The organism is Deminuibacter soli (assembly GCF_003412455.1).
Taxonomy (GTDB): domain Bacteria; phylum Bacteroidota; class Bacteroidia; order Chitinophagales; family Chitinophagaceae; genus Deminuibacter; species Deminuibacter soli.
This window is the reverse complement of sequence record NZ_QTJU01000004.1, coordinates 192,171-204,606: the sequence shown is the minus strand read 5'-3', so window position 1 is coordinate 204,606 and position 12,436 is coordinate 192,171. Positions and strand designations below refer to the sequence as shown.

Annotated in this window: 12 protein-coding genes, 2 tRNA genes and 1 pseudogene; 9 read left to right on the top strand and 6 right to left on the bottom strand. The window is 44.9% G+C overall.

The genetic code is table 11. The features are described 5' to 3' along the window. Positions 1–68 precede the first annotated feature (68 nt). Positions 69–1,049 (bottom strand): FecR family protein, encoded by a 981-nt coding sequence (locus DXN05_RS13305; protein WP_116847757.1) that lies wholly within the window; start codon positions 1,047–1,049, stop codon positions 69–71. A 228-nt stretch (positions 1,050–1,277) separates the two neighbouring features. On the opposite strand from DXN05_RS13305, the gene DXN05_RS13300 reads away from it, so the two are divergent. The 3 genes from DXN05_RS13300 to DXN05_RS13290 all read left to right on the top strand — a co-directional run bounded on the left by DXN05_RS13300 (position 1,278) and on the right by DXN05_RS13290 (position 4,876). After that, the gene (locus DXN05_RS13300; RefSeq protein WP_116847756.1) at positions 1,278–1,850 is read left to right on the top strand and encodes an RNA polymerase sigma factor; all 573 of its coding nucleotides are present in this window, start codon (positions 1,278–1,280) and stop codon (positions 1,848–1,850) included. A 200-nt stretch (positions 1,851–2,050) separates the two neighbouring features. After that, positions 2,051–3,952, top strand: a complete 1,902-nt coding sequence (gene nagB / locus DXN05_RS13295; protein ID WP_116847755.1) for a glucosamine-6-phosphate deaminase — start codon at positions 2,051–2,053, stop codon at positions 3,950–3,952. A gap of 348 nt (positions 3,953–4,300) precedes the next feature. Then, positions 4,301–4,876 (top strand): phosphatase PAP2-related protein, encoded by a 576-nt coding sequence (locus DXN05_RS13290; protein WP_211330047.1) that lies wholly within the window; start codon positions 4,301–4,303, stop codon positions 4,874–4,876. Positions 4,877–4,923: 47 nt separating this feature from the next. On the opposite strand, the gene DXN05_RS13285 is transcribed toward DXN05_RS13290, so the two are convergent. Continuing rightward, a complete protein-coding gene (locus tag DXN05_RS13285; RefSeq protein ID WP_211330046.1) occupies positions 4,924–6,018 on the bottom strand; it encodes a BamA/TamA family outer membrane protein in 1,095 nt (364 codons plus the stop codon). A 241-nt stretch (positions 6,019–6,259) separates the two neighbouring features. Between DXN05_RS13285 and DXN05_RS13280 the strand changes: the two genes are divergently transcribed. From DXN05_RS13280 to DXN05_RS13270, 3 genes are all read left to right on the top strand, one after another. Further along, complete coding sequence (locus DXN05_RS13280; RefSeq protein WP_116847753.1) at positions 6,260–7,078, top strand: phytanoyl-CoA dioxygenase family protein; 819 nt, start codon at positions 6,260–6,262, stop codon at positions 7,076–7,078. A 246-nt stretch (positions 7,079–7,324) separates the two neighbouring features. After that, positions 7,325–8,101, top strand: coding sequence for an SDR family NAD(P)-dependent oxidoreductase (locus DXN05_RS13275; RefSeq protein WP_116847752.1), 777 nt, complete (start codon positions 7,325–7,327; stop codon positions 8,099–8,101). A gap of 73 nt (positions 8,102–8,174) precedes the next feature. Beyond that, positions 8,175–8,248 (top strand) — tRNA-Arg (locus DXN05_RS13270). Positions 8,249–8,313: 65 nt separating this feature from the next. On the opposite strand, the gene DXN05_RS13265 is transcribed toward DXN05_RS13270, so the two are convergent. Further along, positions 8,314–9,105 (bottom strand): DUF4440 domain-containing protein, encoded by a 792-nt coding sequence (locus DXN05_RS13265; RefSeq protein WP_158559241.1) that lies wholly within the window; start codon positions 9,103–9,105, stop codon positions 8,314–8,316. A gap of 273 nt (positions 9,106–9,378) precedes the next feature. On the opposite strand from DXN05_RS13265, the gene DXN05_RS13260 reads away from it, so the two are divergent. The 3 genes and pseudogenes from DXN05_RS13260 to DXN05_RS13255 all read left to right on the top strand — a co-directional run bounded on the left by DXN05_RS13260 (position 9,379) and on the right by DXN05_RS13255 (position 10,729). Continuing rightward, positions 9,379–9,452, top strand: a tRNA-Arg gene (locus DXN05_RS13260). Between the two features lie 135 nt (positions 9,453–9,587). Continuing rightward, a pseudogene (locus DXN05_RS25255) lies at positions 9,588–10,111 on the top strand (DEAD/DEAH box helicase); the annotation flags it as partial. Further along, positions 10,091–10,729, top strand: coding sequence for a helicase-related protein (locus tag DXN05_RS13255; RefSeq protein ID WP_394337521.1), 639 nt, complete (start codon positions 10,091–10,093; stop codon positions 10,727–10,729). The pseudogene DXN05_RS25255 and the gene DXN05_RS13255, both read left to right, overlap by 21 nt. 189 nt (positions 10,730–10,918) lie before the next feature. Here DXN05_RS13255 and DXN05_RS13250 read toward each other — a convergent pair whose 3' ends face one another. From DXN05_RS13250 to DXN05_RS13240, 3 genes are all read right to left on the bottom strand, one after another. After that, a complete protein-coding gene (locus DXN05_RS13250; RefSeq protein ID WP_116847750.1) occupies positions 10,919–11,281 on the bottom strand; it encodes a hypothetical protein in 363 nt (120 codons plus the stop codon). A 183-nt stretch (positions 11,282–11,464) separates the two neighbouring features. Next, positions 11,465–11,800: a hypothetical protein gene (locus DXN05_RS13245; RefSeq protein WP_116847749.1), complete on the bottom strand. Its 336-nt coding sequence runs from the start codon at positions 11,798–11,800 to the stop codon at positions 11,465–11,467. A 147-nt stretch (positions 11,801–11,947) separates the two neighbouring features. After that, positions 11,948–12,433 carry a hypothetical protein gene (locus DXN05_RS13240; protein WP_147313915.1) on the bottom strand — a complete coding sequence of 162 codons (486 nt, stop codon included), beginning with the start codon at positions 12,431–12,433 and terminating at the stop codon, positions 11,948–11,950. Positions 12,434–12,436 lie beyond the last annotated feature (3 nt).

Below are 12,436 nucleotides of genomic sequence, written 5' to 3'. Positions count from 1 at the left end.
ATGATATATTAAACGTTACGGTTTAGGGTTGAGCCTGTATCTTTTTCGTGCTATGACTTTATCCTCGCTCAGGGCTTTGCAATAGTAATGGTGTCCTGATCACGGGTTATTTTGTAGGTAAGTCCCTCTAACGACTGCAGCAATACATCAAGACTGTCGTTCGGCAATATCCCACTCACCGTTTGCCTGCCGGTGGCTTCATCGGCCAGTTTCACATGCAGGCCATACTGCTGTTCTATTGCGGTTACTACATCTTTTATGGGGGTATTATCAAATACAAGTTTGTGTTCTTTCCATGCCAGTACCGATTCTTCACGGGCTGTTTTCAGCTGCAGGTGATGCTGTGAATCGAGCAGGGCGTAATCGCCCGGTTTCATGTGTATCTCCTGTCCGTCGTTTGTTTTCAGCGTAACACTGCCTTCAGTAAGCAATATATGCATCAAACTGTCACGGGTATCAACATTGAACTTTGTACCAGTAACAATGACATCTACTGTCCCGGTATGTACAATAAAACGGCTCTTATTGGGTGTTTTCTTTACATGAAAAAAGGCCTCCCCTTTCAGCCACACTTCCCTGTCTTTTCCATCCTGCCAGCCATTGGTATATTCAATGGTACTGTTGGCATTCATCATTACTTCAGAACCATCGGGCAGCACTTTACTGGTCGTTTGTCCGTAAGATGTTTGCAGCAGGGGATTGGGCGTGTTATTCCTGTATAGAAAGAAGCCGGCTGCAACTACCGCGAGAACGGCTGCTGCCGCAGCAATGCCTATCCATTTACGATATAAATTTACTGTTTTGCCGGTGCCGCGTAAAGCTTGCTGCAGGCGTGCTTCGGCCTGGTTTACCTGGCTTTCTGCAACTGTTTCGGGCACATGCAGCTCATTGAATATGCGGGCAGCCGCATCGGCCACCGGCTGCATTTCCGGATGCGCATTCATCCACTCGCCCCATGCCTTCGCCTGCGCAGTATCAGTGCCGGTTAACCAGCCTATAAAACCTGCATCTTCCAGAAACGCTTCGGGCGTTGTATACTTTATATCCATGAAAAAAATGCGTCTTTACAATAATAGTACAGCCTATTTCGCTTTTGTAATCAAAAAACTTTCTTTTTTATTTTTTGCATGCTTTGCTGGGCACATGGACTTATTTTTTTATTTTCCCTAAACAATTGCCTGATAAGCGTTTAAACATTGTTATTTAAACCAGCCATTCTGTACAGCAATTATTCTGTGAAAACTTTATCTTTCCATATTAAACCCCGGTATTAGCGATTGGCAGCGATTTCTAACAATGATGCACAATGGTGGCAGGACGCACTCAACGGCGACCAGCAGGCGTTCCGGCTGTTGTTCAGGGAATACTATCCGCACCTCTTTACCTTTGGCTGCAAGCTTACAGCCGATAAAGCGCTGCTGGAAGATGCCATCCAGGAACTGTTTACCGAATTATGGAGCAATAAACACAAATCATCCATCCGCTCCCTGCGCGCCTATCTTTTCAAAGCACTTCAATATAAGCTATACAAAAAGCTGTATAACAAAAAGATCATATACCCGGCAGACGACAGTGTGCTGGACATGCCTTTTGCCATTAACCGCGAAACCCTGCTGGTACAGGCCGAAGAAGACAAGGCCAGGGCCGAAAAAATAGCTGCCCTTTTAAGCCAGCTCAGCAACAGGCAGCGTGAAATTGTATACCTCCGCTTCTACAAAAACATGGAGTACGAAGAGATCAGCGAAATAATGCAGATCAACTACCAGGTAGCACGCAATTTATTAAGCCAGGCCATTAAAGCCATGCGCAAACTAATGCTTGTTTTATCTGCAATCGTTTGTGCTATTTAAGAAAAAATGTTTCGTTGCTACGCATTACAATTTACCTTTGCCACTCACTTACATCGCATACCCCTTGGTGTAAAGTACTGCTAACAGGTCAACAGCCGTACTTGTATACAGTGAAAACAACTGCACGTTGCGCAGCAATGGTGGCAGTAAGGTTTTCCCGAAAAGACAGCACTGCTGGCATATATTAAAAATTTAATGATATGGTTGATTCATTTGAAAAAATTCCCGTTGAGATTTTTACCACACCAAAGGAAGGATCAAAATACGTAGCCCGGGAAATTGCGACATTAATTAAGGAGAAAAACGCGGCGGGCGTACCTGCTGTGCTGGGTTTGGCCACAGGCTCTACCCCTATCAGCCTGTATGCAGAGCTGGTGCGTATGCACAAGGAAGAAGGATTGAGCTTTAAAAATGTAATCACCTTCAACCTCGATGAATATTACCCGCTTGAGCGCGAGGCACTGCAAAGCTATTACAGCTTTATGCACCGCCACCTGTTTAACCAGGTAGATATTAACCCCGCCAATATTCACATCCCCAACGGTGAATTACCCAAAGACAAAGTAAAAGAACATTGCGCCAGCTATGAGCAGCAGATTGAAGATGCCGGCGGCATTGACCTGCAGATACTGGGCATCGGCAACAACGGCCATATCGGTTTTAACGAACCGGGTTCCAGCATTTTTTCCAAAACAAGGTTAATCAACCTCGATAACAGCACCCGCATGGCCAATGCGCGGGAGTTCCAGAATATTGCCAAAGTGCCGCGCATGGCTATCACCATGGGCATCAGCACCATTTTAAAAGCCAAACGCATTTTGCTGATGGCCTGGGGCAGCAAAGGCCCTATCATCTCCAAATCGGTAGAAGGCCATGTAACCGAACAGGTGCCTGCCAGCATCCTGCAACAGCACAACAACGTAACCTTTGTGCTCGACGAAGCCGCTGCAGGCGACTTAACCCGCTTTAAAAGCCCCTGGCTGGCCGGTGAAGTGGAATGGACACCTGCCATGATTAAAAGCGCCGTGGTACACATGGCACTGAAACTCGAGAAACCCGTACTGAGCCTTACCGCAGCCGATTATACCGAAAACGGCTTAAGCGATCTGCTGGTTGAAAAAGGCGATGTATACGAAATAAACCTGCAGGTGTATTACCTGCTGCGCGACAGCATTACCGGCTGGCCCGGCGGCAAACCCAATGCAGTGATACCTGCACACCCCGAACGCAGCACACCTTACCCCAAACGCAGCCTGATATTTTCACCACACCCCGATGATGATATCATCAGCATGGGCGGTACGTTTATGCGCCTGCACGACCAGGGGCATGATGTGCATGTGGCGTATCAAACCAGCGGCAACATTGCCGTTACCGATGAATTTGTAACACGCTTCCTCGATTTTACCGTGGGCTTTGAAGACATGTTTAACATAGACGGCAGCAATACCAGCAAACAGGTGCTGGCCGATGCACAGAAATTCCTGGCAGGCAAAAAGAAAAATGCGATAGATACAAAAGAGATCCGTTCTATCAAAGGACTGATCAGGCGTTGTGAAGCCAAGGCAACCTGCCGTTATGTGGGTTTGAAAGAAGGCAACTGGCATTTTATGAACCTGCCTTTTTATGAAACAGGCACCATCGAAAAAAATCCGATGGGTGAAGAAGATATCCGCATTACCATAGAACTGCTGCGCGAACTGAAACCACAACAGGTATATTGCGCAGGTGACCTGGCCGACCCGCATGGCACACACAAAGTTTGCCTGGACATTATTTTCGAAAGCCTGCGCCGTATTAAAGCAGCAGGTGACGAATGGGTGAAAGATTGCTGGGTATGGCTGTACAAAGGCGCATGGCAGGAATGGGATATTGCCGATATTGAAATGGCGATACCGATGAGCCCCGACCAGGTAATGAAAAAACGCTACGGCATTTTCATTCACCAGAGCCAGAAAGACATGGTGCCTTTCCAGGGCAGCGACAACCGCGAGTTCTGGCAAAGAGCCGAAGACCGCAACAGCAACACCGCCAACCTGTACGCACAGCTGGGCCTGTCGCAATACGCAGCCATGGAAGCCTTCGTAAGATGGCATTACTAGAAGGTTCAATGGTTGCATTGTTTAATTGTTCCATTGTCACCATTCACCAATAAACTCGCTGAGATCGTCTCGACTGTCGACTGTCGATTCCCGAAAGCCGCCACGCAACAGTGGCGGCTTTTTTATTCACTATTGACTATTCACCGTGATCTCCCCAACTCCCACGCCGCTCCTGTTAAAAAAAATCTTTGTTATGAACTTTTTGTTATTTTTATCGCCCAACCTGTAGTATTAGCTGCAATATGCTGCCGGTAGAATAGTATGCAAACAACCAACAAATTAAACACTGCCCTCCTTAAAGAGCAATGGAAATCTGCGTGGCAACAGCTGTACTTTAAGAGACGGCTGATGACTGTTAGCGTTGCGCTCGTTCTTGTGCTCGTGTGTTTCCCCATGTTTTTTCATCACATCGAAAAAAGAGAAGGTTATCAGCTGGCCGATCCTGTGCTGGATTTGTTAACCCCGCGCGATGTATCGATACCCTTGTTTATCCTTATCTGGGGCATGGCCCTGTTTGCATTAAACCGCGCCATCCGCAAGCCTGTAATGCTGCTTACTTTTTGTTATGGATTTGTGGTACTTTGCCTGGCCAGGGTACTTACTATATCACTGGTGCCTTTAAACCCGCCACACGGCTTAATTCCGCTGATGGACCCATTGAGCAATCTTTGTTACGGCCAAACGTTTATAACAAAAGATCTTTTTTTCTCGGGGCATACCGGCACACAGTTCCTGATATTTTTATGTCTTGAAAAGAAAACCGACAAGTATATTGCACTCGCTTCTACAGTAGTGGTAGGCTTCCTGGTATTGCTGCAGCATGTGCATTATACCAGTGATGTGCTGGCAGCACCATTGTTTACAACCGGCTGTTATGTACTGGCAAAAAAACTGGCGCAGCGCGACCTCGATCCTGCTGCCTGATATAGCTTCTTCCGTACCCCCGTGACAGAACTGCCGCTTAACCACATTTAAAACGCCTCACCCAGCTGAAAATACAAACCGGAATTATGTCCGCGCGCAAAGCCATAGTCAAGGCGCAGGTTCAGTTTTTCTTTTGTATCCAGCGCAAAGCGAATGCCCCCGCCGTAAGAATATTTTAACGTTTTAAGCTCATACGCAGCAGGTGACGAAGCCACATCGCCAATACCGGCAAATGCTACGGCACCCCAGCGGCGGTATACCGGGATACGGTACTCGCTCTGCAACACCAGCTGCTGTTTGTCGCGGTAACGGCCATCGTAGTAACCGCGCATGCTGTTTGAGCCGCCAAACGAAGCCAGGCTGCGCAATGGCACCGCGCCGCCGAAATTCGAGAAATCGAACAGCTGCAGGGCCAGCACCTGCTCTTTATAAATACGGAGGTACTGACGGAAGTCTACCACAATATTGGTATACTTGAAGTCTGACCCGAGATAAGAATCGAAATGGTTAAAATATACCTGTGCAAAGGTTCCTTTCGACGGGGAGAAAGCATTGGTACGGTTATCGTAAGTAAGGCTTAAACCCAGTCCCGATACCAGGTAACCGTTTTTGCCGGGTACTTTTTCCTGGTCGAACAACCCGCCGGGTTTGTATTCGAGGCTCAGCAACCGCTGCTGCTCGTATAAAACACCGGCAAACCAGTTGCGGCCTATTTTGCGCATCAGGTGCAGGTATATATAATATTGTTTGAATTTGTATGCTTCTTCAGCTGAATCGGGTGAAGCATTGCCAAGGCCCCAGAATTTATCGGGGAAGGCGCTGTACGAAAGCTGGTGATTGAGGATGTAATGCTCTTTGGGGAAGTAAACACTGCCGTTAATGGCCGCAATAAACTGGTGCTGAAGGGAGTATAAACCCAATCCCTGCAGGTTCGACGTGCGGGAAAGCGTATCTTTCCGCGCCGTTTTGTAGGTCCAGGACACTACGGAGCCAAACGACCAGCTGGTTTCGATGGATTTGGCCACTACGGGAAACACCAGCAGGTTTTTACGCGGTGGCGACAGCGTATCGGTTTGGGCGATCACAGACGTGGAAACAAGCAGCAGCAGGCACAGTACAGTAAGCAGGGTTTGATTCCTCAAGGGAAAAAGAATTAGTGGCGCAAGATAAATGCAATTGATTAAAATGAACGTTTATACAGGTGCAGAATAGCTGTTAAAAAAAGTTTTCTGCGCTTATTTTCTACCAATAAAACCCAAGAAGAACAAATGTTATAGATTATAACGGATTAAGATATTACTAAAAAAAAATTGCAATGTCAATTTTTAATTTAAACTTCACAATTTTGTAATAATTTAATAAGCTATTTTAACTAGTTAGGCAATGAGAAACTTTGAAGTACCTGATTTTACACTTGGAGATCAACTGACTGAAGAACAGGTAGAATTTTTTCATAAAAATGGCTTCATTGTATTCCGGAATTTTATTAGCCAGGAACTTGTACAACTTTACCTGTCTGAAGGCAAGCGGCTGGAGGAAATGTGGATAAGGGAGGGAAAGGATAAAATAAACGGCATACCACTGAAATACGGTAAAGATGAAAAAGGAGCGCCTACCATACAAAGGCTCTGTTTTTCTTCTTTATACAGCGATCCATTACACGAATTAATCAATAACCCGCGCATTAAAATACTGCTCGATTTACTGTACCCGTACGAAGGCCGTATAGGTGAAAACGAAAAAGACGGCCTGGTTTTCAATAACTACGTACGCACAGAAAACAGCAGCTTTTCGCAAATGGGCTGGCATACCGATGCCCCGAGAGACCTGTTCCTGGGCCAGAAAATTATGCCTATGCTCAATGTGGGGGTACACCTGGACGACTGCCCCTACGAAAACGGCGGCCTGCGCGTAATACCCGGCACACACAAACAGAACATGTTTAAACTGCTGTTTGCCAAAAAGTATTTCGTAGACAATAATCCCGACAACCGCGAAGTAGGTTTTAACATGCATGCAGGCGATTTATCGGTGCATGATGGCCGCTTATGGCACAGGGTACAACAATCGCCCCATATTGGTGAAAAAAGCCGCCGCAGGGTAATGTATATCCCGTTTATCACGGGCAAATACAAACCCAAAGACGAGCACAGCAAAACACCTTTTTACCATCGCTTTACCACGAAAGGCATTACCAGGTAACCCATTCCTGCTTTCCCTTATACAACCACCCAACATACATTATTGCAAAGAGCCCTCCGGGGCTTTTTTGTTTTGCCTGCGGCAAAACAGGTGAATAGTGAATAGGCAATAGTGAATAAAAAACAGTAATCCGCTCTGTTGCTCCGCTCCGAAAAAATTCACTATTCACTATTCACCATTCACTCAAGAAGACACGCTCCGCCAACGGCGGATACCACCTAAACAAAAAATCCCTAACCTTGCAGTATGAAATATGCACTGATCACCGGCGCCAGCAAAGGCATCGGAAAAGACATAGCCAACGAACTGGCAGCCAGGCAATACAACGTACTGTTAATAGCCCGCGACAGCACCCAGCTGCAGGCTGCGGCGCAGGAAATCAGCCACACACACAAAGTAGATGCACAATACCTCTCCATTGATTTATCCAAACCCGATGCAGCACAGGAAGTGTTTAACTGGTGCACGCAAAACAAATTCGACATCAGTGTACTGGTAAACAATGCCGGTTATGGATTAAACGGCGTCTTTGGCACACACAGCCTCAGCGAAAACAACAATATGATGCAGGTGAACATGAATGTGCTGGTTGACCTGTGCGCCTTGTTATTGCCGCAGCTGAAGGCCCAGCCCAAAGCGTATATCCTCAATATCGCCAGCTCTGCCGCTTACCAGGCCGTGCCCTACCTAAGCCTGTATGCAGCCTCTAAAGCCTTTGTATTAACGTTTTCAAGGGGGTTACACTACGAGCTGCGCAAAAGCCCTGTATCGGTAACCTGTGTTTGCCCTGGGGCAACAGATACCAATTTTGCCAGCAGGGCCAATATTACCAGTGCAAAAGCCATTAAAGCGGCAGAAAAATTCAATATGGCACCCCAAACCGTAGCGCGTATAGCGGTGGAAGGCATGCTGGCAGGCAAAAAAGAAGTAATTACCGGTGCATTGAATAAACTGGCTGCCTTTTTTGTGTGGTTACTGCCCAAATCTGTTGCAGAAAAAACAGCAGCAGGCATTTACGAATAAAAAAACTGAAAAAAGCAGTAAGATATTTTTTGATTTCAAAAACGTTCTTATATTTGCAACCCCAATAGGGAATGGCTCTGTAGCTCAACTGAATAGAGCATCTCACTACGGATGAGAAGGTTTCAGGTTTGAATCCTGACAGGGTCACAAGGCCCTCTGCACAAGCGGAGGGCTTTTTTATTTGGCAGCGGTGAAATGATCAGCCTGCCTCATCAGGTGTGGTTAACCATTTGCCTGAACAGCTTATATGAACCGTCTTCTTCTTTTCGCCAGATATTAATGCTTTTGCCTGTGAAGCGACCGCCGCCTCCTTGCCATCGTACATCAATGGTATAGTAACCAAATTCTATTTTGAGTGTACCGGCATCTATGATTTTGCTTGCGGAAATTTTTAACGAATCTACCATTACATCTCCGGGCTTCTCGTGTTCACTGAAGTAATTACAAATGTCTTTTATTCCTGAAAACACAGGGCTATCATACGTAAGATACATGGCATCGTTGGTGAAATATTGTAATGCATGTTGTTGACCCTGCCGGTTTTTAACCAACGTGGTAATGCCCTCATTTCTTTGCGCCAGTGCGGTTGTTAATTGGCTTGCCGGCGGGACTGGAACGGGATCTGCCAGGTCTTTACGGGAAAATAAAAAAGTATTTGGCGCAATAGGCCGGTCAGCGCCCCAGGCAGTGCCGGCTATTTGAAAAAGGGTATCCGTTCTTTCCCATACTGTAAGGTATTTGCCTGTATAAGTGGTGGTATTGTTCTGTTTGCTGAACTGCCAGGTAAAAGCGCCAGTTTCTATATAGTAGTTTCCGGAACGCTGAACATCCAGTGTATGCTTTTGATAAAGACGCGTGGTGGTGCTGTCGAACCAGGATTGATAGTAGTTGAATATGCTTTCGTTGCTGTATATGGCCGGATGGTATTCAGGCATAACAATAGCGCCCGCTGCGAATAATGTTTTCAATCCATTGATATTCTTTTGCAGCAGGTATTGCGACATTTTTGCATTGTGCTTCTGGATCAATAACAGATCATTGCCTGGCTGTTGACTAAAAAGAAAGTTGCAGCTAAACAAGCAAAGCAAAAATCCAATACCGGTAAATTTCATACGGGCTGATGTTTAAGCAGGCATGCAGCAAAACGCGCCATTGCATATTCGCTGGTGTTTGCCTGATAGAAATTTACCCATAAATAAGCATTTATTATTATGGTTTGGCAATTATTTTTTTACTAACGATGATAAACCCCTATATTTGCACCCCCAAACAGGATTGGTTCTGTAGCTCAACTGAATAGAGCATCTCACTACGGATGAGAAGGTTTCAGGTTTGAATCCTGACAGGATCACTTAAAAGAACAGGCTCCAATGGAAGCCTGTTCTTTTTTTATCGCGTTGAACCTCTCACCCGGCTTGTATATACTCCACTTGCTTTACAAGCCATAAAGCGCGGTATTTACAATAGCTTTGCACAAAAATAGAAGATGGCATTTTCCGATTTGGGTTTATCTGCACCATTATTAAAGGCAATAGGCGAGCAATCATTTACACAGCCTACACCTGTGCAGCAACAGGTTATTCCTGCTATCTTCCAGGGAAAAGATATACTGGGCATCTCTAAAACCGGCTCTGGCAAACTGCCGGTTATGTATTGCCTATACTGGAATTGTGCCAGCGCAGCGTAGAAAAAAAAGACAGGCATGTGCGGGTATTGGTATTAGTGCCCACTCGTGAACTGGCTATACAGATAAGTGATGTTTGTAAAACCTTCGGCACTCACCTGCCAAACAAAATAAAAACAATGGCAGTGTATGGCGGAGTTTCCATCAACCCGCAAATGAAGGCATTGCATGGCATCGAAATATTAATAGCTACACCAGGCCGGTTGATTGATTTGATAGACCATAAAGCCGTGCACTTATCACAGGTAGATATACTGGTGCTGGATGAAGCCGATAAAATGCTGAACCTGGGCTTTAAAGAAGAGATGGATAAAGTGTTTCAGCTACTACCGGCCAAACGCCAGAACCTGTTGTTCTCTGCCACTGCCAGTGAAGATATTAAAGACATGCAGCGTCACCTGCTGCACCAGCCGGCAACAATTGAAGTGGAAGAAGAAGAGCACAACATTGATCTTATTGAACAACTTGCCTACCATGTAACCCAGGCACGTAAGGGGCCGCTTTTACGTTACCTCATAAAGCATGAAAACATGCAGCAGGTGCTGGTGTTTACCTCTGCCATAAGAACAGCAGATAACCTTACCGGCAAACTTATTAAAAACGGGATACAGGCAGCTTCTTTGCACGGGCACCTGAGCCAGACTGCGCGCCTTGAAACGCTGCAACGTTTTAAAGCAGGCAAGCTGCGGGTACTGGTAGCGTCTGATCTTGCTTCGCGGGGTATTGATATTCAGCAATTGCCTATAGTTATTAACTACGAGCTGCCACGTTCTCCCAAAGATTATATTCACCGCATTGGACGTACAGGCAGGGCAGGCCTTTCGGGCAGGGCCATTTCGCTGGTTTGTCCTGAAGACCAGCATCATTTTGGCATTATCCAGAAAAAGATGGGGAAAAAAGTAGCGATATTGGAAAGTGACGATATTAATCTGCAGGGCTTTTAATAATTATGCCGGCATTGCTTTCACAGGTTCCACAATCATCCGCTGGCGCTCATCATATTCAGGTTTCAGGTTTGAATCCTGACAGGATCACGAAAAAAAGGTCATCGAAAGATGGCCTCTTTTTTATACGTTGAATTGTCCGAATTATGAAAAGCTATTTCACCCGGTGAAACTGTCCGCTACAATCCGCTATGAACATCCTCCTCCGCACGCACAGTCAATCTTCCGATCGCCAACATGTTTATCCAACACTTTAACTACGCTCTTGTTAAAGATTTTCAATATTCCATTCCATTCATCTTCAGCGTAAGCACAATCGGTAGAAATAATCAGTATATACTTTCCATTCAGCAATGCCTGGCTCCATCCTTTTGAAAAAACAGAATCATCTTGTGTCTTTTTCACATTCTCCGCATCTTTGAATTTTTCCGACGCAGATCGATCGGATTTATATTGATAAACATAGATATTAATACCCCTTCTTACATTCCCAATTTTCTCTTTTGCACGAAAATTCCAGGCAACCGCGTGCTTAAATTGATCACTATTCAATTTCCCTTTAAATAGTTTCCTGAAGTCTTCATAACGCTCTGTTGGATTCTGGTAGTTTTCTTCATAACCTAAGGTTAGTTGGATTTTAATTTTTTTAAACTATTATCCTGTGCGATTACGTGAAAACTATTAAAGACACAAGAAAACAAAATAGCAATTATCAGCCTTTTCTTAATCATATCGTTATTTGTTTAGAATTTGATGCAATTCTATTGTAGCTGGAAAAGGAGAACCGCCTTCAGTTCTTGCATTCATTTGAGAATGAATATAAGTAGCTAATCCCCCATCCAGTGCCGATGCTGACTGATATTTGAGATTCCCACGCCCTAACGTTGCAATTGTTCCCTGGTCAGACATCGTAAAGGTAGTAAAAGTGATAGGCGGAGTTGATATATCTGTTCCCGGAATGGGCAAACTAGGTACAAGTACATTATTGGTTGCCGTAAGCGTCATTGTGTGATACCCACCCATAATTGAAACCCCAAATACAGCGCTTTTACCAGGAGCAACACCTTTCATGGAATTTTGAACATATCCGCCAACTGGTTTTCAATGATGCAGCCTGCGGTAAAGAATGTGTTTATACGCTCCTCGATGCCTTCCTCGCTAAAAATAAAATGCAGGCGATACTAAATAAATAAGCCTGGCGTTGCCGGGCTTCTTTATTTAACCTTTTCCATTTATCTGCAAGTTGCTTAGAGTGTTTGTTGTTATGTTTACCTCTATATTCCAATAATAACTACAACCATCGCTTACGCTAACCAACTGATGCTTTGAGCTATCGTTAAACTCTTTATTCCAAAACATATTTATCCAAACAACTTTTTCTCCTTTTGAGTTTATAAATCCAAAATATTGGCGGCGGTACTTACATAGCTTCTTACTTATATTAGGGCAACCGTCAGTTTGATTGACTTTATTAGCGTTCAAAGAAGCCAGATTATTTTTTAAAATACCTTCTGCAACTTTTATTTCATCACAAGACAATACAGCCCTACTATGTTGCTCCTTGATTGATTTTAAAACCAAATAGCTGGTGTCGAACACATAGCCCCTATAACCTTTGCCTTTACAAAAAACAGCTTCTTTTTGAGCATGTAAACTCATCGCTACCCCAAACAACATAGAGAATAATGTTATTGCTTTTTTCATAGA

What these genes read in the sequence shown, in the direction of transcription:
- DXN05_RS13305 (WP_116847757.1), bottom strand. Translation starts at nt 1,049, where the DNA reads ATGGATATAAAGTATACAACGCCCGAAGCGTTTCTGGAAGATGCAGGT.
- nagB (WP_116847755.1), top strand. Translation starts at nt 2,051, where the DNA reads ATGGTTGATTCATTTGAAAAAATTCCCGTTGAGATTTTTACCACACCA.
- DXN05_RS13290 (WP_211330047.1), top strand. Translation starts at nt 4,301, where the DNA reads ATGACTGTTAGCGTTGCGCTCGTTCTTGTGCTCGTGTGTTTCCCCATG.
- DXN05_RS13280 (WP_116847753.1), top strand. Translation starts at nt 6,260, where the DNA reads ATGAGAAACTTTGAAGTACCTGATTTTACACTTGGAGATCAACTGACT.
- DXN05_RS13275 (WP_116847752.1), top strand. Translation starts at nt 7,325, where the DNA reads ATGAAATATGCACTGATCACCGGCGCCAGCAAAGGCATCGGAAAAGAC.
- DXN05_RS13265 (WP_158559241.1), bottom strand. Translation starts at nt 9,105, where the DNA reads ATGTCGCAATACCTGCTGCAAAAGAATATCAATGGATTGAAAACATTA.
- DXN05_RS13255 (WP_394337521.1), top strand. Translation starts at nt 10,091, where the DNA reads ATGGATAAAGTGTTTCAGCTACTACCGGCCAAACGCCAGAACCTGTTG.
- DXN05_RS13245 (WP_116847749.1), bottom strand. Translation starts at nt 11,800, where the DNA reads ATGAAAGGTGTTGCTCCTGGTAAAAGCGCTGTATTTGGGGTTTCAATT.
- DXN05_RS13240 (WP_147313915.1), bottom strand. Translation starts at nt 12,433, where the DNA reads ATGAAAAAAGCAATAACATTATTCTCTATGTTGTTTGGGGTAGCGATG.